The following is a 17,618-nucleotide window of genomic DNA, read 5'->3' as shown; positions in this document are numbered from 1 at the left end:
CGCCGGGTCGGACCGGTGCGCTGCGGCACGTTCCTCCCATCGCACCCCGGCGGTGGCGCCGCGTGCCTCACCCCTCGCGGGGGAGGTCACAGGAGACCGAGGTCGCGCGCCCTGCGTACCGCGTCGCTGCGCCGGTTCACCGCCAGCTTCCGGTAGGAGCTCTTGAGATGGGTCTTCACCGTGTTGACCGACACGTACAGGTCGGCGGCGATCTCCTGCGCGGACATCATGCGGGCCAGCCGGCGCAGCACATCACGTTCGCGTCCGGTCAGCTCCACCGGCACCAGGAGCGGGGGATCGGCTCCGGGCCGCACTGGCTCGCCGTGCGTTCGTGGTCGGCCGGACAGGAGCCAGCCCTCGGCGAGTTCGTGCAGCGGGGCTGTGGCCAGCAGCGGCTCGATCCAGTCTCCTGTCCGGAGGAAAGGGCGCCGCAGACGCTCGCGCCGGGCGTCGAGCAGAGCACGTGCGACGAGCCGGCGGGCGGTGACCGTGTCTCCCGACTCCTGCGCCACCCGGGCACGTACGAGCGCCGCTCCCACGCTCACCGCGGGGCCGGTGCGTCCCTCGGCACGCACGGCGCCGAGCAGTTCGGCCGCCGCACGGGGACGCCCTGCGGCGACCTGGATCCCCGCCGCTTCCACGGCACACACCGGTTGGTCACCACCGACGCCGTGGAGAAGGCGCACGGCTTCGTCCGGCCGTCCGTCAGCGAGGCATGCGGCGGAGCGGACGACTGCCGCCTGACTTTCCGCCCAAGGGGACGCCACCGCCGTGGACACGGCCGGCTCCGCCGCCTCGGCGGCTGCGTCCGTATGACCGTCGTCGAGGAGAAGGCGTGAGACGGCCAGCGCCCGCCCCGCCGTCGGTACCGGATCGTGCTCCCGGGCCGGGAGCCGGGATGTCTCGTCGAGCAGGGCCCTGGCCCGGCCCAGTTCCTGTCGGTCCACGGCCACCGCGGCCAGGACCAGCCGGCCCAGGCCCGCGCCGGGAGGCCGGGGCAGACCCGCCTGCTCGGTCTCGGACACCGCGGCCAGGGCCCTGCGTTCCGCCCGGCCGAGCCAGCCGTTCAGGTAGTCGAGCAGTGCCAGGTGCTCCATCGACTCCACTCGGGGCAGGACGGTGGCCGATCCGCCCGGGGCACCGGCCACTCGGGTCAGCACGGCACGTGCGTCGTCGAAGCGTCCCTCCCACAGACGGGTCGATCCCACGTGTGTCAGCAGCAGGGCGGTCAGTTCCGGATGCTCGTCCAGCAGATGATCAGGCAGGTCCTGGCGCAGTTCCTCGGCCCTCGCGGCGGCCTGCTCGGCCCGTGGCGGGCATCCGGTGAGCCGGGCGGCGAGCGCCTCCAGCAGGGCGCAGCTCAGCCGGGCCGCCACCAGGCCGGCAGCGTCCTCGGTCTCGGAGAGCTGTTCCTGGGCCCGTCGCAGCCGGTCCAGACCATGATCGAGGTCGCGTCGGGCCAGTGCGCCGGCCGCCCGCACGAGGTCGCTCGGCGGGCTTCCCGCTTCGGGCCCCATGCCGGCGAAGAGCTCGGGCAGAGCTTCCGAGCGCAGGCCCGTGAAGAGCTGCCCGATCGCGAGGTCGTCGACGAGCGCGCCGGCGGCCAGGTCGAAGTCGCCGCCCGCGACTCCGTGGGCGAGCGTCTCCGGGAGGAAGCCGGAACGGCGCAGCCATCGCGCGGCTCGCAGGTGCAGCTCTGCTTCCGCACCGGGCAGGCGTTCGCGCAGGTGGGCCCGGAGTATCTCCCGGAAGAGCGGGTGCAGCCGGTACCAGGAGTGCCCCAGCCGCTCGATGAACGCGTTCTCCCGGTGCAGCTCTGCGAGCAGGCGTTCGGCGTCGGTCCGCAGCGTGAGGGAGTCGGCCAGGCCCGGGCAGAACCGGTCCAGGACGCTGACCCGCAGCAGCAGGTCCTGCGTCTCCTCCGTCCTCCCCTTGAGGACCTCCGCCAGCAGAAAGTCCGCGACCGTGCTGTGGTCCGACTCGAACTCCTTCAGATACCGCTCGGGGTCGGTGCTCTCCCGGGCCGCCAGGGCGGACAGTCGCAGGCCGGCGGCCCAGCCCCGGGTGCGGTCCACCAGAGCGGACGCGGCGGACTCGGGGAGGTGCAGCCCGTGCAGTCGCAGCAGCGCACCGGCTTCCTCCGGGGTGAAAGACAGCTCGGCGCCGCGGATCTCGGTCAGTTCGTCGGCGGCCCGGTAGCGGTGCAGCGGGAGCAGCGGCTCGGTGCGGGTGACGAGGACAAGGCGCAGTCCCTGCCCGGAGTGGTGCAGGACGAACTCCAGCTGTTCCGCGACCTCAGGGGTGGTCATCCGGTCGTACTCGTCGAGCACGAGGACCACGGGCCGGTCGAGGGCGTTCAGTTCGGCGGCGAGCGAACCCAGCAGCCTCCATCCCACACCGCTCGAGTCCGCGGGCGCCCCGGCGGTGCCGGCCGCGCTGGTCCCGCACGCACGCAGGGACTCGAAGACGTAAGCCCAGAAGACACCGGGCCGGTGATCGCCGGCCTCGACGGTCAGCCAGGCGACCGGCAGCGGCAGCCCGGCGGCCCAGTCGGCCGTCAGGAGTGTCTTGCCGGCGCCGGCCGACCCGTTGACCAGCGTCAGTGGTGTGCGCAAGGCCTGATTCAGATGCACGATGAGCCGCTGACGCCGCAGGAAGGTGGCAGGTCGACAGGGAAGGGCGAAGCGTGTGCGCAGGTACGGATCGCCCAATGGGTCGGTGCCCGCATCGGCCGGTGTTCGGGCTCTGCCACCCGTTGTGCTCACGCTCCTCACCCCTGTGACCCCGTCCCTTCGGCGTACTCGGGACTGAAGCGGTCGAGCTCGCCCCCGCCCGGATGGACGACGCCGTAGCCGCTCTGCTCCGCCGCCGTTCCCGTCGACGCCCCGATGCCCCCGAAGGATGGGCCCGAGCGCGTGTGGTGGGCGACTTCCTGAAGATTGCCGTCTTTCCAGGCCGAGTCGACATCCCGCAGGACCGCCGAATCGGCTTTTCTCCTGTTCTGCGGGTACCAACCGCAACCGAAGCAGTCGCCCTTGATCGTCTTCGCACCCATGCGGGGGTGCAGTCCCTGGTCGACCAGGGAGTGCCCCGGCTGGCCGAGGACCCGGCTGAGGAGGACGGACGACACCGAGTAGGCGATCCAGCGGCACATCGTGACGCTCCTTCCGGCGGCGAAGGCGCCCCCACGGTGGCCGGCCGCGGACTGTTCCGCCGCTCCGGCGCACGCCAGGCGTCGTCCGGCGGGTGCTCCCAGTATCGCCCCCGGCAGCCATCCGGGCATGCGGACAGAGGGCGCCCGCTATCCCGCCCCTGTTGGACAAGATTCCAGCGGTCGTGGGAGTGGTCGGCCGGCCGCGCGGGCGGCCGGACAGGTTCTTCGCGGACCGTGGCTACGACCACGACGAGTACCGCTGACTCCTTCGGCAGCGCCGAATCCGGCACGGCCGAAAATCGGCAGTCGCATGTCACCGGGGGCTATCCCCGCGGTCGACGCGGCAGGCGCACGGCGAACGTGGTGGTGCCCGGTTCGCCGGTGACGGTCGCGGTGGCCGTTTCCGTGGACGAACGAACCGTTCGAAGAGGCGGTTGCGCAGGGCGGGCAGGACACCGGGTAGTCGCCGGTCTCCGTGAGGCCGGCCATGCCGTCATCGTCCCGTCGTACGCCCACGGTCACGGCGGTACCGGGAGGTGTGCGCAGCCGGGCGTTGGCCGTGAGGTTCGCGAGAAGCTGGTGAAGGCGGTGCCGGTCGCCCGACACGATGACCGGCTCCCTGCTGCGAACGGCTGATCCATCCTTGTGCGACGCGAATGTCTCGGCTGCGCAGGATGGCTACGACCTTGACCAGGGGTTCATTGGACTGGTGTGGGTTGTGGGTGCTGACGATCAGTGTTGCGGTGCTGCTGGCGGTCGTCATCGTGGTGTGGCTGCGCCGTCGGGATCATGCGCGCAGCCGCAGCGACGAGAAGCTGACGGTGCTGATCGCTCTGGGCTTCGGCATCCTCCTCGCGCCGACCGCATTCGGACGGGACGTGGTGGGCGTCGTGGGTCAGCTGGCCTCCGCTGTCAACGATGCTGGCCGTTGACCGCCCTCTCGCGCGCTGCTCGCGTTTCCGGGCTGGCAGGAGCACGCTGGAGGGGTGAGTGGCGCGCCTGTCGTCGTGCATCGGCCTTCGGTCTCCGGGGGCCGACGGGTCAGCGTGCACTGGCACGGCCGGGATGAGATTCTCGGCACCGCCTACAGCGATCACGACCTGGTGGTCTTCCTAGAAGGCGCCGGAATCGAGGACGCGGAAGCTGTTCTCGATGACCGGCGGTGGGTGGAGTGGCGCGGCGGCCGGGCTCACGACTTCCGTGCCGCCTGACCCAGTCGCCTCATTCCAGCCATGCGACGTGCATTTGCATACCGACGCATACGCGGCGGCGTAATGGCGTCCGCGACGAGGGCGACGGTAACGGGGGAGTGTGGACATGGGCATCGACTGGGGTGCCTACCCGTACGGTGCTCACTACGCCGCCTACCTGCACCACCTCATGGGCTGCGCTGAGTGCGGCTCCACGCGCTGTGTGGTGGGCGCGGACCTGTGCACCCGCTACCTCGCCACCCCGGACGCGCCCGGGGCCAGCCTCGAAGAACGGCGCTGATCCTTCCGGGACTGGCCCGCCAGGCATCCGGCACCGAGCGGACAGGCGGACACAGAGCGAGCAGGTGTGGAAAGCATCGGGTGTGACGTGGAGATTGCCGGAGCCAGTGCTCTCCACACTGTGGCTGGCCGCGACCTGCCAGTCAGGACTGCCGATGAGCGGTAGTGGGTCGGGCCTCCGGGCATCTCGTGCTGTCTTTTTGGCACGGTTTTTTGAGCCGTTCTGGTGGTCGGCTGCTCGTGAGGGTTGAGGCCGATTTCGGGGGAGTGGGGGGCAGGTTCGGCCGTCGAGGGGATTTCCTGGTCACGGTTTCTGCTTGGGGCGGCTGGCGGAGGCTTGTCGGGTGTCCGCGCCGGAGCTGACGTGTCGCTGGGTCTCGTGGGTGCCGTACCAGTCCAGGCACATCACGGTGGCGTCGTCTTCGAGCCGGCCGCCGGCGGCGTCACGGACCGCGGACGTCAGCATCAGTGTGGTTTCCCGCGGATGGAGGCCCCTGGTGCGTTGCAACAGCGCGGGGAAGTCGATGTCCTCCCCGTGGCGTTCGAGCATGCCGTCGGTGAGCATGAGCAGACGGTCACCGGGGCGAAGGTCGATGGTCTGGGCCCGGTAGGGGTGGGGCTCGATGACGGACAACCCGAAGGGCGGGTCCACTTCGCAGGGGATCTCCTCCACGGTTCCGTTCCGCATGCGCAGGGGCCAGGGGTGGCCGGCGTTGACGAACTGGGCCAGGCCGGTGTGCAGGTTGATGCGCAGTAACTGGCCGGTGGCGTGGCCGTGGTCGTGGTCGGCCAGTGCCCGGTCGGCGCGGTGTGCCTGGTCGGTGAGGCTGGCTCCTGCGCGGCGGGCGCCGCGCAGGGCGCTCACCAGGACGGTGGCGGCCAGGGCGGCGGCGATGTCGTGTCCCATGGGATCGGTTACCGACACGTGGAGAGTGTCGCGGTCCAGTGTGTAGTCGAAGGTGTCGCCACTGAGGTCTTCGGACGGTTCGAGATTTCCGCACAGTGCGAACTGCGCGGCTTCGCACGAGAGGGACGGGGGCAGCAGCTGGTACTGGATTTCCGCGGCCAGCGTGGGGGGTCTGGAGCGTTTGCCCCAGGTGTAGAGGTCGGTGAAGCGCCCGTTGGCGATCACGATGTAGGCCAGGATGTGGGCGGCTTCCCCGACCGCTTCCAGGACGCCTTCGTCGGGGGCGGCCGGCAGCAGCAGTTCCAGCAGCCCGATGGCGTCCCCCCGGTTGGTGACCGGCACAATCATCCGCTGCCCCTGACCAGTCACCTCCTGATAGAGGCGCTGGGTGCGGATTACCTGCTCATAGACGCTGCCGAACAGGGATATCCGCTCCGCCTCCCGCCCGCCGCCCACGTCTGCGGTGGACAGCCGTGCCACTGCCTTCCCTGTCAGGTCCACGATCAGGAAGGAGATCTCTCTTGCCGTGAAACGTCGTCGTAGGTGCTCGGCGATGACGTTGACGGCGTCCACCGGTGCCGCTGTCTCCGCTGCCGTCAGCAGCCGGGGAAGTTCGCTCGGCGCACTGTTCACAGCTGCGGCCCCCTTTCCACCCTCTCCCACCACCTTGGGGACTGCCATGTGGGGGGTCAAATCTTGAACGGCCACGGGGGATGTCAGGCAGTCCCACCGTGTGTCGCAGGACGAGCCCTTGCATGATCTGGCTTCGCACGTGATCCGAGAAACAGCGCCTGATAGTGCTTCGTTAGGTTCTGGGCTGTCTGCGGTGCTTCGCGGGTTGGGTAGCGGGCGTCCGCAGGTGGTGCAGGCACCGATCCAGCACCTCAGAAGGTCCTGAAGGACGTCGAGGACCTGGTAGAGGGGCAGGCCGGTGTGTGGGGTTTTTGCGTCGAGCCGCCCGAGGGTGAGGAACGCCTGGACGGCGGTGACGAGGGTGACGTGGTGGTGCCAGCCGCGCCAGGTGCGGTCCTCGAAGTGGTCCTGGCCCAGGCCGTGCTTGAGTTCGCGGTAGTAGTGTTCGATCTGCCAGCGCGCCTTCGCACCCGGCATCAGGTCGGCGACCGGGGTGGTGGCGGCCAGAATCGATATCCAGTAGCCCGTCGGGGCGTCCTGGTCCTCCGGCCATTCGGCCAGGGAGTGCTTGCCCGCAGGACGGACCGTCAGCACCGCGAACCGTGAGGCCATCGCGCCCTTGCTTCCCTGGCGCCAGGTCACCTCGGTGAACCGGCCGGCACCGGCCTCACCGCGAGGGCCGAGACTGCTCGCGGTGCAGTGCGGTAGCGGGCCGGCGTCGGCGGACGAGCCCGCCGTAAGCGGGCTCACCGGTCGGGGGCACCGGGTGAGCGCGGACACGGTCGGGGACCTGCTGCGCGAGGAGGGCTTCAGCCTGCAGACCGGCGCCAAGACCCTCGAGGGCAGGCAGCACCCGGACCGTGACGCCCAGTTTCGCTACATCAACGAGCAGGCCAGAGGGCACATGGGTGCCGGGCACCCGGTGATCAGCGTGGATACGAAGAAGAAGGAACCGGTCGGCGACTACAAGAACGCGGGCCGCCAGTGGCGGCCGACCGGTGAGCCGGTCCTGGTCAAGACGCACGACTTCTTGGACTGGCAGGGACCGGGCAAGGCGATTCCTTAGGGGATCTATGACATGGCCGCGAACACCGGCTGGGTCACCGTGGGCACTGATCACGACACCGCCGCGTTCGCCGTCGCCTCCATCCGCCGCTGGTGGCAGGCCGGGGCCGCCACCCGTCTGCTGATCACCGCGCACGCAGGCGGGTTCAACGGCTACCGCACCCGCTCCTGGAAGACGGAACTCGCCGTCATGGCCGCCGAGACGCACTCGGACATCACGGTCTGCCACATGCCGCCGGGCACTTCGAAGTGGAATCTCCCACATCTCCATGAGCTGGCGCGGCCGCCCGCTGACCAGCCACGACGTCATCGTGAACAGCATCGCGGCAACCACCACCCGCACCGGACTGACCGTCCACACCGAACTCGCCCCGGGCCCCTACGGGCACCGGCATCAAGGTCACCGACAGCGACATCGACGCTCTGTCCATGCACCGGCACCGTTTCCACGGCGACTGGAACAACACCCTCCGCCCCTCACCTTGCGACACCGTGAGCGCAGCCATGACCCCACGGCTGGCCGGTGACCCGTCCCCGCAGCCCTGCACCGGGTGTCTGCGCAACCCGGGGCTGACCGGCATGACCGAACCGGCGCTGGTCGAAGCCATCAGCCAACTGGCGAACAAGTTGGATGAGTTACGTGAGCGAGGACGGCTTCGGCAGCGAGGAGGCCAGCGCATCCGTGCCCGGGGCGCTGGGGCCAAGGACAAGCTGACCACCGCCGACAGGGTGCTGGCCACCGTGCTCTACCTGCGCAAACTCGGCACCCGTGACCTGCTCGCCCAGCTCTTCGGAGTCAACATCAGCACCCTCACTAGGGCCGTTCACCAAGTCCAGCCCATCCTGGCTGAGTACGGCTGCACCATCCACCCTCGACAGCCAGATTCCGAACGCCTGCTGACGTCACCGCGTTCCTCGCCAACAGCAGCCTCACGAAGATCAAACCAACGTGTTGGTTCTCTGCGAGCCCTTAGCCGACCCGGCGGGCGGCGGGGCAGGCCCTCTCCTTCCGTGACGGGCCTCTGGGGAGATGCGGGCCCGCGGATGTGGGAGGAGGGTGGGTGGGGGAGGGAGCGACCGCCCAGCCGCGGCACAGGGGGTGCAGGGGTGTCACGGGTCGGGCGGCGTGGTCGTATGCGACCTGAGCAGCATGATTCGCTGACCGTACTGGGGCCGTTCATGGAAACCGAGACGCAAGCCACGCTCGCCGCCGCGCTCGCGGCCGGATACGCGTTGGGCCGCACCAAGAAGGGCAAAGCCGCCATCGGGGTCGCCTCCGTACTGGCCGGGCAAGGGTTGCTCAGTCCCAAGGAGCTGATCAGCCGTGCGCTGCGCAAGGCGTCCGCGAGTCCGCAGGCCGCGCAGTTGCTGGAGCAGGTGCGCGGGGAACTGATGGACTCCGCCCGGGCCGCCCTGTCGGCGACCGCCGATCGCCGCCTGGGAGCGCTGGCCGCCTCGTTGCAGAAGCGCACCGACGCCCTCGTGGGCCGGCCCGACGACGAGGACGAAGAGTCGTCCGCCGCCGAGGACGAGGAGGCGCCGGAGGACTCGGAACCCGACGAGGAGGAAGGCGGGGACGCGGAGGCGGAAGGGCAGGAGGAGGAAGAAGAATCTCAGGTACTGCCTCCTCGGAGCCGGGCGAAGAAGAGTCCCGCGAAGAGGCCCGGGACCAGGACTGCTCCGGCGAAGAAGGCTCCCGCCGGAAGGAAGGCTCCCGCGAAGAAGGCTCCCGCCGGGAAGAAGGCCGCCGTGTCGAAGCCCACCGAGAAGAAGGGCTCCGACCGTAAGGCGTCCACCCGTGGCAGCCGTAGGAGGTAGGTCATGGCCAAGACGGAGGAGAAGACCACCCAAGCCGGCACCTCCGGCATGGACCAGCTCAAGGAGCAGTTGTCCGCGTTCGCTTCGGCGCAAGGCCAGCGCCTGGTGGACAAGGCCGGGGACAAGATCAGCGATCTCGCGCAGGGTCTGGGAGACGTGGGCGACGGCAACAGTACGTTGCTCAACGTCGGTAAACGCGTACTCGGCGATGGTGAGTCGCCGGTCAAGGCGTTCCTCGGGGAGAAGGCGGGGGACGTCAAGGACAAGGTGACCGACACCGTGAAGGGCGCCTTCGGTGGCGGTGGCAAGGCGGGGAGCGTGAAGGTCACGAACATCGTCGAGGTCATCGACATCGGCAAGCCGCTGCGTACCGTGTACGACCGCTGGACCCAGTTGGAGGAGTTCAGCTCCTTCACCAAGGGCGTGCAGAGCGTCTCGCAGTCGGACGAGATCGAGAGCGACTGGAAGGCCAAGATCGCCTTTTCCAACCGTAGTTGGAAGGCCACCGTTCAGGAGCAGGTTGCCGACGAGCGCATCGTGTGGAACTCCGAGGGCGGCAAGGGCACCACGCGTGGCCGTGTGAGCTTCCACGAGCTGACGCCGGACCTCACCCGGGTCGTCGTCGTGGTCGAGTACTACCCGTCCGGCTTCTTCGAGAAGACCGGCAACATCTGGCGCGCGCAGGGCCGTCGCCTGCGCCTCGACCTCAAGCACTTCCTGCGGTACGTCACCCTTTCCGACGACGAGGACCTGGAGGGCTGGCGCGGCGAGATCCGCGACGGCGAGGTGGTCCGTTCGCACGAGGAAGGTCTCGAGGACGACGAGGAGCAGGGGGACGACGAGCAGGACGCCGAACTCGAAGACGGCGACGAGGACGAGGACGACGCCGACTCCGAGGACGAGGAGGAAGAGGACGAAGAAGACGAACGACGTTAACGAGCTCGTGCACGGTAGGCGGTGAGACGTCGAGCCTGGATGGTTGATCATGGTCGGGTGGTGGGGAACTCGACGCGTGCGGCGATCATCAGCAATCGGCGGATCACGGGCCTGACTGCCGGAGTGATCGCTGAACTCGTCGAGGAGATCGGCCCGTTGTGGCAGGAGCGTCACCAGGCGAGGCTTGCCGCTCGACCGCGTAAGCGGGCGATGGGCGCCGGCGCGAAGCACCGGCTGGTATTCGTCGACCGGCTCCTGGCCACGCTCGTCCATCTTCGTCATGGGGTCACCCATGACGTGCTGGCCTGCTGGTTCGGAGTGGAGCGCTCCACCATCACCCGGGCCGTCGGTGAGGTTCGGCCCCTGCTTGCCGAGAGAGGGTGCACCGTCAGCCCCGACGTGCGGCTGCGGTCTCTGGCCGAGGTCATTGACCATCTCGGCTCGAGCGGGACGACCGGCATCGTCGACGGCACCGAGATCCGGGTTCGCCGCCCGGCCGCCGGACGCAAGGACCGTGACAAGTTCATTCCGGCAAGAACAAGCAGAACGCCGTCAAGTCCATGGTCGTCACCGACGGCGAAGGCCGCGTGCTGTGGTGCAGCCCAGCACGGCCCGCAAGCTGCGCGGACATCACCCACGCCCGCCAGTTAGGACTGGTCAGGCTCCTGGCCGACGGGCCCGCGGTCGAGATCCTTGCCGATGCCGGCTACCAGGGCCTGGGCGCCCAGACCGGCGGCCGGGTGGTGACACCGCCGCACCGCAAGTTCAAGAAGAACGCCCCCGACTGGTACGAGGAGATACACGAACGCCAGCGCAAGGCGCGCTCCTCACGCCGTATCCGTGTCGAGCACGGCATCGCCCATCTGAAGAACTGGCGGGCTCTGGCCCGTCATCTCGGCCGCCGCGAGCATATGAGCGACACCATCCAAGCCGTCGCTGGCCTGCTGTCCCACCAGCAGACCGTGGACCTGAAGCCGACACGGCAGACGTGAATCCAGGGCACACCGAAGTTCGTGACGTCTCACCGCCTACCGTGCACGAGCTCGTTAGGCTTCTCGATGTGCTCGCTGCATTGGGACAGCGGTGCCTTCCGCCATCGGGATCGAGGGCACCATGTCGACCCGGACCCGCAGGGGAGCGTGCCGTCCCTCGCGAAGCTTCACCACGACGCTCTCGGTGGCGGTCACGCCGAACCCGGCACCCGTGATCACCGTATGCCCCGCCTGGACGGCCGCGTCGTGCAGCTCGTACGTGGCGGAGAGCGCCGCGACATCGTTCGCCAGGTCGATGTAGTGGCTGCCGACGGCGCGGTGGGCATCGACGACGCCAGGGGGCGTCGTAGTGAACGGTCCAGCCGTGTTGATGACCACGGCGGGGTGTCGCTGCCGGATCTCCGCGGCAGCGGCCGTATGGGACGGGGCCGACAGGGTCTCGCTGTGGGTCTGCTGTGCTGTGGCGTGCAGGCGGTTCGCGTTCCGGCCGAAGAGGATGGCTGTCAGGCCGAGCCGGGCCGGCCGCGCTGCGATGGTGCGGACGCTACGCCCGGTGCCGCCGCGCACCCATATCTGTGCAGTCATTCGAGGACTTCCTCTGGTCGGGAGGCGAGGGTCGGGGGGATGTGAGGGTCAGCCGGTCGTGATGACGAGCTTGCCGCCCTTGGGTGTGCCCTCGTGCTCAAGCTCGGTCAGTGCTTTGATGGCATCGGTGAGCGGCACCGTGCGAGCGATCGGCACCCGTAGGGTGCCGCGTCCGGCGGCGCGTGCGACCTCCTCGAGATCTCCTGTGACGGGCCTGGTGATCAAGACGTTGTACGGGCCCGGCAGTGCGCTCTTCGCCATGTTCGCGGGTGTGGGGTGGATGCTGACGATGCGTCCGCCCGGCTTCAGCATTTTCTTGGCGGCATCAGTCGGCAGCGTGTCTGCGGTGTCGAGGACGAGGTCGAATCGCCCGCTGAGCCCCGTCGGGTCGAAGCCGAACTCGGCAATCGGGTCGAGGCCGAGGTCGCGCGCGTCCTGCGTGGCGGTGGCTCGGCAGCTGCCTCCCACCGAGGCGCCGTGCGCCAGCGCGATCTGGGCTCCGGCTCGGCCGACTCCACCGAGGCAGCCGTTGATGAAGACCGATTGGCCGCGCTGCAGCTTTCCCTTCTTGACCACAGCCTGGAGTGCGGTGAGGCCAACGGTCGGGATGGCGGCGGCCTCCTCGAAGGAGAGGTTCGCGGGCTTCTTCACGACGCCCCGCTCCTCGGCGAGGACCATCTCGGCGAAAGCCCCCGATGCTTTGATGGACGCCCCGCCCAGCACTTCGTCGCCGACGGCGAGCCGGGTGACGTCCTTGCCGACCGCCTCGACGATGCCCGCGAAGTCGTAGCCCAGTGCGCGCGGGAACTTCCGCCCCGTAACCATCTTCATGGCGCCGCTGCGGATACCCCAGTCCATCGGATTGGCCGCGGCTGCCCGCACGCGTACCAGGACCTCGCCGGAGCCGGGACGGGCGGGCTCGAAATCTTCCAGACGCATGACTTCAGGTCCGCCGTACTGGTGGTACTGAATGCGTTTCATCAGGGCCTCCACTAAGTGATGTCATCGAGCGACATGACTCTACCACCGTGATGTCATCGAGTGACATCACGGCAAGTGGAGCGGGGTGTCACGAGGTGACGTCACCTACACTCTCGGCATGGGACGGTGGAAGCCTGGGGCCGGTGACCGGCTGCGCGAGGCAGCGCTGTCGCTCTATCTGGAGCGCGGCTTCGAGCAGACGACGGTGGCGGACGTAGCCGAGCGGGCGGGCGTCACTGCCCGCACGTTCTTCCGGTATTTCGCCGACAAGCGCGAGGTCCTCTTCGACGCCTCCTCCGTGCTGGAAGAGAAGTCGCTGGCTGCTCTCGAAGGGGTGCCGACCACGGCGTCGGCGCTGGTTTCTGTCGCGGCCGTACTCGACAGCGTGGCCCGGATGGTGGGCGGTGACCGTGAGCTCGCCCGGAAGCGACAGGCCGTGATCATGGCCAACGCGGATCTCCACGAACGAGAGTTGATCAAGCTCACGTCCCTGTCGGCCGCCCTGGCCGACAGGTTGCGCCGGCGAGGCGTCGGCGACATCGAGGCCGCCCTGGCCGCCGAGACCAGCATCGCCGTGTTCCGCGTCGCCTTCTCGCGATGGGTCACCGCCGCTGACGATCAAGACTTGCAATACGTCATCCGCGAGACCTTGGACCGGCTGCGGACCCTGGCCGCCGATCGCTGAACCACGTACCGGTCCGCCCACCTGTCGACGTCGAACAGCACACCCAGCCCTTCCCGCCATCTGTCAACAAGGCTCGTGGCCGATGCAGCTGGGCGGTTTCGCTCGGCCGCGGGTGCCGTCGATGGGCGTGGAGGAGGGTCTTCACCGCACTCACGGCCAGGCGGAGCCCGCGAGCGCCCCGGCTGGGCCGTCTCGGTGGGCTCCACGATGGTGCGCGCCCCCGGCCTCGTCCAGGTCGAGGTTCTATCGGGTGGTCGACGCCCGTTCGTGGGCCAGGCTCGCCGCCAGGGGCCGCTTCCGCAGGTACTACCAGAATCGACGTCGCGACTATAAAAATCGACACCGTGTAGACTTTTGCTGAAGAGGGAGACTGGCTCCCTCGATACCTCCCTGGAGGCGGAACAGTGGCGAAGCAGAATTGGCTCATCACCGGCGTCAGCACGGGCCTGGGGCGCGCTTTCGCCCAGGCCGCCCTGGCAGTCGGGCACACAGTCGTCGGTACCGTCCGTTCCGAGAAGGACTTGCGGTCGTTCGAAGAGCTCAGGCCAGGGCGCGCTCACGGCCGCATCCTGGACGTGAGGGAGGATGACGCCGTATCCGGCGTGGTCGCCGGGGTCGAGAGCAGTGTCGGCCCGCTGGATGTCGTCATCGCCAATGCCGGGTACGGCTTGGAGGGGACCTTCGAGGAAACCCCGCTGGCCGAGGTGCGGCGGCAGTTCGAGGTCAACGTGTTCGGGGCGGCGGCCACTCTGCGGGCGGCGCTGCCCCACATGCGCCGGCGCCGCCGGGGACACCTGATGGCCGTCACCTCCATGGGCGGGCTGATGGCGGTGCCCGGCATGTCCGCCTACTGCGGCAGCAAGTTCGCCCTGGAAGGCATGTTGGAGGCGCTGGGCAAGGAGGTCGCGCAGTTCGGGGTCCACGTGACGGCGATCGAGCCCGGCTCCTTCCGCACTGACTGGGCCGGACGGTCCATGACACGCACCGCGCAGTCCATCGACGACTACGACGAGCTGTTCACCCCCATCCGCGAGGCGCGGAAGAAGGCCAGCGGGAACCAGCTGGGCAATCCGGCCAAGGCAGGGGAAGCGGTCGTGCACATCGCGTCGGTCGAGAAGCCGCCGGCTCATCTCGTCCTGGGCTCGGACGCGCTGCGACTGGTCACCACCGCGCGCACGGCAGTGGACGACGACATCCGTGCGTGGGAGACGCTCTCGCGTACGACCGACTTTGCCGAGGGCGCTCAGCTTTGATGGCCGGTGACCAGCCCGGGCGGAGCCGTCGTACCACCGAACGCAAGGGTGACGTTCGGGAGCGGGCCATCCTCGACGCCTGCGAGGCCCTGCTGGTGCAACAGGGCTATGACGCCATGACCGTCGGAGACATCGCCCAGGGCGCGGGCATCACCCGGGGTGCTCTGTACTTCTACTTCGGCTCCAAGCAGGAAGTGGTCACGGCGCTCGTGGCCCGAACTGTCGAGCACCTGTGGAAACGGTCCGAAGCCACCGCGCGGACCGAGGAGCCGCGCCAGGCCATCGCAGCGGCCCTGGAACGCACGGTCGAGCTGTGGAACGAGCATGGCCTGGTGATGCGCACGGCCATTGACCTGTCGTTGACCGTGCCGGAGATCGGCGAGCTGTGGAAGCACACGGCCGACCTGTTCATCGCGGCCATCACTGCCGTCCTGGAGCGTGCCGGCGTCCAGGCCGGCGCCGCGCCGGACCAGGCCCCGGCGATGGCGCGCGCCCTGTGCTGGATGATCGAGCGGACCTTCTACCACGCCTCGCAGGAATCCCGCGAGAAACTACAGGAGGCATCGGCGACCTGCGAACACATCTGGCTGACCAGCGCCGGCCTGATCGCCTGACGCATCTGCCATGGACGCGCCGAGGGTCGACCGTTCATTCCCGGTCGGCCCTCGGCCCGTGAAGTGGACACCGGTCCCGGTCAAGTGGCCACAGGTCTGAAACGGGCAGCGATTCCGCTGATGGGAATCGGTTCGGCTATGCAGCGAGGGCGGCAATGACCTTGTCGGTCATACGGTCGAGGAGGCCCGGTTCGGTGGGGGCCTGCCGGACTGCGGTGGCCCAGTACAGCGGGCCCGCCAGGAAGTCGAGGCCGAGGTCCAGGTCGGTGTCGGCGGGCAGCTCGCCGCGTTCGACGGCCCGGCGCAGGATCGTACCGACCTTCTCGCGGCGCTCTTCGCCGATGTGTTCGCCCAACGTGGCGGCGATGCCCGGGTGGTATGCACGAGCGGCGAGCAGGTCGGGCAGGATGCGGGACACCAGCGGATGACGCAGTGCCTGTTCGGTCTTGGTGAGGTAAGCCAGTACGTCGCCGCGCAGGCTGCCGGTGTCGGGGGTGTCGGCGGCGGTCACCGAGACCTGGACGAGGAGGTCGACGGTCATGGCCTCCTTGGACGACCAGCGCCGGTAGATGGCCGCCTTGCCGGTGCCGGCGCGGCGGGCGACGGCTTCCAAGGACATCTTCCCGTAGCCGACTTCGGAGAGCTCCTCGAAGAAGGCGGTACGGAGTGCGTCGGTGACAGTGTCCTGCAGGACCGGGCCGCCCGGAGGGCGGGCTGGGGCTGATCGGCTCATGGCCGAAAGCATACCCAAGACGGAACGGTTGCGTCTCGGGTGATGGGGGCATACGGTCTCACCAAGCACGAGACGGAACCGATCCGTCTCGACAATGGATGAGGGACAACCATGGAGTTTCTCTTCGACGACGAGTCCTTCGCTTTCGAGACTCTGCGCACCGCCTGCTTCGCCCCCTATGGCGGCGCCGATCTCGGCGAAATCATCGTTACTACGCGTGCCATACCCGACGGTGATGAGGACGCCTGGCACCAGCAGTGGCGCGCCACCGCCGCCCGGGTCCACGCTCTGGGCGAGAAGGCGCTCGCCGCCGGCCACCGAGTGAGCGCTCGCGAAGCCCTCTTGAGGGCCTCGAACTACTACCGCACCGCTGAGTTCTACCTCCGCGACAACCCCTTCGACGATGACCGGGCCAAGGAGCTCTCGCGCCTGGCACGCAGCACGTTCGCCACGGCCGCCGCCCACCTGTACACCCCGGTCGAGCCGGTCTCGATCCCTTACGAGAACACGACCCTGCCCGGCTACCTCTTCCTGGTCGACGACTCCGGAACCCCGCGTCCAACCGTCATCTTCACCAGCGGATTCGACTCGATCCTGGAAGAGTCGTACTTCGCCGTCGCAGCGGCGGCCCTGCGCCGCGGCTATAACTGCCTCGCCTACGACGGCCCCGGGCAGGGCGCCGCCCTGCGCGAGCAGCGCCTGTTCTTCCGCCCCGACTGGGAAGCTGTCCTCACCCCTGTCGTCGACTACGCCCTCACCCGACCGGAGATCGAGCCCGACCGCATCACGCTGCACGGATACAGCTTCGGCGGCCACTTGACAGCCCGTGCCGCCGCCTTCGAGCACCGTGCTGCGGCCCTTGTACTGGACGGCGGCATCTACAGCTACTACGACGCCACCACCCGGCTGGTCCCGCCGTGGCTGCTGCAATGGGCCCTGGACGGCCGTGACGAAGAAGTCGAGCAGGTCCTGCCGCTGGCTCTGACACACAGCACATCCCTGCGCTGGGCTCTGCGCAACGGCGTCTGGACCTTCGGCGCCGACTCCATGCCCGATTACGTGCGCCGCTCCCGCTCCTACACCCTTGAGGGTGTCGCTCAGCAGATCACCACCCAGGCCCTCATCTTCGACCCGGACAACGACTTCGCCTTCAACGGCGAACCACTCCGCATGCACAAAGCCCTCAAAAGCCCAAGCATCCTGATCACCCTCCCCGAGACGGACGGAGCCGGTGAACACTGCAGCTACGGCGGCCGCTCCACCCTCCACCAGCACATGTACGACTGGCTCGACGAGACCCTCCGCGCCCACGTCTAAAGGACCTTGGACCATCGTTTCACTTGGCGAGCCGGCGGCGGTTGACGAGGCTGCTCCCCAGTTCCTCGGACACCGTCTGCTCAGCAAGGCTCGTCCTGCACAACACACCACAGGCCCACGACACGCCATAGGCCCGGAGGAATCGACGTCTCGTCCCGTGGCGACAGGCACTGGCCCGATCACGGCACGACACTCGCCGTGCGCTTCGTTCGCTATGGCGGCCAAAAGAATCAGGGGCAAGAGGCGTCGGCGGTGTCACCTACAGCACTGGGGCATGCCGGATGCCCGCCGCTCCGAAGACTCACGGCGCTGCGGGCCTTCACTGCCCGGCGCACTGCCGCGCACGTGAAGGTGGTCACCGTCCGCCCCATCGCCCGGTGCCAGTGTGGCTCCCAGCGCTGCGGCGCCCACCCCAACGCCGAGGTGTGCTGCGTCGACGCCGTCCTGCTGATGCT

The 17,618-nt window shown here is 68.8% G+C and carries 17 protein-coding genes and 1 pseudogene; 12 read left to right on the top strand and 6 right to left on the bottom strand.

The features are described 5' to 3' along the window. Positions 1-86: 86 nt before the first annotated feature. Together ACGH52_RS01700 and ACGH52_RS01695 are read right to left on the bottom strand one after the other, a co-directional pair. Positions 87-2,765: a LuxR C-terminal-related transcriptional regulator gene (locus tag ACGH52_RS01700; RefSeq protein ID WP_399936995.1), complete on the bottom strand. Its 2,679-nt coding sequence runs from the start codon at positions 2,763-2,765 to the stop codon at positions 87-89. Positions 2,766-2,770: 5 nt separating this feature from the next. Then, the gene (locus ACGH52_RS01695) at positions 2,771-3,154 is read right to left on the bottom strand and encodes a hypothetical protein (protein WP_076977924.1); all 384 of its coding nucleotides are present in this window, start codon (positions 3,152-3,154) and stop codon (positions 2,771-2,773) included. 722 nt (positions 3,155-3,876) lie between these two features. On the opposite strand from ACGH52_RS01695, the gene ACGH52_RS01690 reads away from it, so the two are divergent. The 3 genes from ACGH52_RS01690 to ACGH52_RS01680 all read left to right on the top strand — a co-directional run bounded on the left by ACGH52_RS01690 (position 3,877) and on the right by ACGH52_RS01680 (position 4,645). Continuing rightward, entirely contained in the window at positions 3,877-4,086 is a 210-nt protein-coding gene (locus tag ACGH52_RS01690) for a hypothetical protein (protein WP_253191535.1), read from the top strand. Between the two features lie 54 nt (positions 4,087-4,140). Beyond that, positions 4,141-4,365, top strand: coding sequence for a hypothetical protein (locus ACGH52_RS01685; RefSeq protein ID WP_076977922.1), 225 nt, complete (start codon positions 4,141-4,143; stop codon positions 4,363-4,365). Between the two features lie 106 nt (positions 4,366-4,471). After that, the gene (locus ACGH52_RS01680; protein WP_157901429.1) at positions 4,472-4,645 is read left to right on the top strand and encodes a hypothetical protein; all 174 of its coding nucleotides are present in this window, start codon (positions 4,472-4,474) and stop codon (positions 4,643-4,645) included. A gap of 303 nt (positions 4,646-4,948) precedes the next feature. On the opposite strand, the gene ACGH52_RS01675 is transcribed toward ACGH52_RS01680, so the two are convergent. Next, positions 4,949-6,124 carry a PP2C family protein-serine/threonine phosphatase gene (locus tag ACGH52_RS01675; RefSeq protein ID WP_253191550.1) on the bottom strand — a complete coding sequence of 392 codons (1,176 nt, stop codon included), beginning with the start codon at positions 6,122-6,124 and terminating at the stop codon, positions 4,949-4,951. 805 nt (positions 6,125-6,929) lie between these two features. On the opposite strand from ACGH52_RS01675, the pseudogene ACGH52_RS01670 reads away from it, so the two are divergent. The 5 genes and pseudogenes from ACGH52_RS01670 to ACGH52_RS01650 form a co-directional block, all read left to right on the top strand. Next, positions 6,930-8,223, top strand: a pseudogene (locus tag ACGH52_RS01670) (ISAzo13 family transposase); the annotation flags it as partial. 205 nt (positions 8,224-8,428) lie between these two features. Then, a complete protein-coding gene (locus tag ACGH52_RS01665) occupies positions 8,429-9,067 on the top strand; it encodes a hypothetical protein (RefSeq protein ID WP_399936992.1) in 639 nt (212 codons plus the stop codon). A 3-nt stretch (positions 9,068-9,070) separates the two neighbouring features. Next, on the top strand, positions 9,071-10,003 hold the full coding sequence (locus ACGH52_RS01660) for an SRPBCC family protein (RefSeq protein ID WP_399936990.1): 933 nt from the start codon (positions 9,071-9,073) through the stop codon (positions 10,001-10,003). A 60-nt stretch (positions 10,004-10,063) separates the two neighbouring features. Continuing rightward, on the top strand, positions 10,064-10,654 hold the full coding sequence (locus tag ACGH52_RS01655) for a transposase family protein (RefSeq protein ID WP_171987564.1): 591 nt from the start codon (positions 10,064-10,066) through the stop codon (positions 10,652-10,654). Further along, a complete protein-coding gene (locus ACGH52_RS01650) occupies positions 10,564-10,995 on the top strand; it encodes a transposase family protein (protein WP_399936988.1) in 432 nt (143 codons plus the stop codon). The genes ACGH52_RS01655 and ACGH52_RS01650 overlap by 91 nt, the downstream gene beginning before the upstream one ends. 54 nt (positions 10,996-11,049) lie before the next feature. On the opposite strand, the gene ACGH52_RS01645 is transcribed toward ACGH52_RS01650, so the two are convergent. Next, complete coding sequence (locus ACGH52_RS01645) at positions 11,050-11,562, bottom strand: saccharopine dehydrogenase NADP-binding domain-containing protein (protein WP_399936986.1); 513 nt, start codon at positions 11,560-11,562, stop codon at positions 11,050-11,052. Between the two features lie 66 nt (positions 11,563-11,628). After that, positions 11,629-12,561, bottom strand: a complete 933-nt coding sequence (locus ACGH52_RS01640; protein ID WP_076978121.1) for an NADP-dependent oxidoreductase — start codon at positions 12,559-12,561, stop codon at positions 11,629-11,631. Positions 12,562-12,679: 118 nt separating this feature from the next. Here ACGH52_RS01640 and ACGH52_RS01635 point away from each other — a divergent pair, with 118 nt between their 5' ends. The 3 genes from ACGH52_RS01635 to ACGH52_RS01625 all read left to right on the top strand — a co-directional run bounded on the left by ACGH52_RS01635 (position 12,680) and on the right by ACGH52_RS01625 (position 15,113). After that, a complete protein-coding gene (locus ACGH52_RS01635; RefSeq protein ID WP_076977869.1) occupies positions 12,680-13,246 on the top strand; it encodes a TetR family transcriptional regulator in 567 nt (188 codons plus the stop codon). A gap of 404 nt (positions 13,247-13,650) precedes the next feature. Further along, positions 13,651-14,499, top strand: coding sequence for an oxidoreductase (locus ACGH52_RS01630; protein ID WP_076977870.1), 849 nt, complete (start codon positions 13,651-13,653; stop codon positions 14,497-14,499). Beyond that, positions 14,499-15,113 carry a TetR/AcrR family transcriptional regulator gene (locus ACGH52_RS01625; RefSeq protein ID WP_076977871.1) on the top strand — a complete coding sequence of 205 codons (615 nt, stop codon included), beginning with the start codon at positions 14,499-14,501 and terminating at the stop codon, positions 15,111-15,113. The genes ACGH52_RS01630 and ACGH52_RS01625 overlap by 1 nt, the downstream gene beginning before the upstream one ends. Before the next feature lie 136 nt (positions 15,114-15,249). On the opposite strand, the gene ACGH52_RS01620 is transcribed toward ACGH52_RS01625, so the two are convergent. After that, a complete protein-coding gene (locus ACGH52_RS01620; RefSeq protein WP_076977872.1) occupies positions 15,250-15,846 on the bottom strand; it encodes a TetR/AcrR family transcriptional regulator in 597 nt (198 codons plus the stop codon). Between the two features lie 111 nt (positions 15,847-15,957). On the opposite strand from ACGH52_RS01620, the gene ACGH52_RS01615 reads away from it, so the two are divergent. Then, on the top strand, positions 15,958-17,163 hold the full coding sequence (locus ACGH52_RS01615) for an alpha/beta hydrolase family protein (RefSeq protein ID WP_399936982.1): 1,206 nt from the start codon (positions 15,958-15,960) through the stop codon (positions 17,161-17,163). Positions 17,164-17,618: the final 455 nt, after the last annotated feature.

It is taken from the genome of Streptomyces sp. BBFR25 (genome assembly GCF_044590125.1).
GTDB lineage: Bacteria > Actinomycetota > Actinomycetes > Streptomycetales > Streptomycetaceae > Streptomyces > Streptomyces canus_D.
This window is presented reverse-complemented; position numbering and strand designations above follow the sequence as displayed.

What these genes read in the sequence shown, in the direction of transcription:
- ACGH52_RS01695 (WP_076977924.1), bottom strand. Translation starts at nt 3,154, where the DNA reads ATGTGCCGCTGGATCGCCTACTCGGTGTCGTCCGTCCTCCTCAGCCGG.
- ACGH52_RS01680 (WP_157901429.1), top strand. Translation starts at nt 4,472, where the DNA reads ATGGGCATCGACTGGGGTGCCTACCCGTACGGTGCTCACTACGCCGCC.
- ACGH52_RS01665 (WP_399936992.1), top strand. Translation starts at nt 8,429, where the DNA reads ATGGAAACCGAGACGCAAGCCACGCTCGCCGCCGCGCTCGCGGCCGGA.
- ACGH52_RS01660 (WP_399936990.1), top strand. Translation starts at nt 9,071, where the DNA reads ATGGCCAAGACGGAGGAGAAGACCACCCAAGCCGGCACCTCCGGCATG.
- ACGH52_RS01650 (WP_399936988.1), top strand. Translation starts at nt 10,564, where the DNA reads ATGGTCGTCACCGACGGCGAAGGCCGCGTGCTGTGGTGCAGCCCAGCA.
- ACGH52_RS01640 (WP_076978121.1), bottom strand. Translation starts at nt 12,561, where the DNA reads ATGAAACGCATTCAGTACCACCAGTACGGCGGACCTGAAGTCATGCGT.
- ACGH52_RS01635 (WP_076977869.1), top strand. Translation starts at nt 12,680, where the DNA reads ATGGGACGGTGGAAGCCTGGGGCCGGTGACCGGCTGCGCGAGGCAGCG.
- ACGH52_RS01625 (WP_076977871.1), top strand. Translation starts at nt 14,499, where the DNA reads ATGGCCGGTGACCAGCCCGGGCGGAGCCGTCGTACCACCGAACGCAAG.
- ACGH52_RS01620 (WP_076977872.1), bottom strand. Translation starts at nt 15,846, where the DNA reads ATGAGCCGATCAGCCCCAGCCCGCCCTCCGGGCGGCCCGGTCCTGCAG.
- ACGH52_RS01615 (WP_399936982.1), top strand. Translation starts at nt 15,958, where the DNA reads ATGGAGTTTCTCTTCGACGACGAGTCCTTCGCTTTCGAGACTCTGCGC.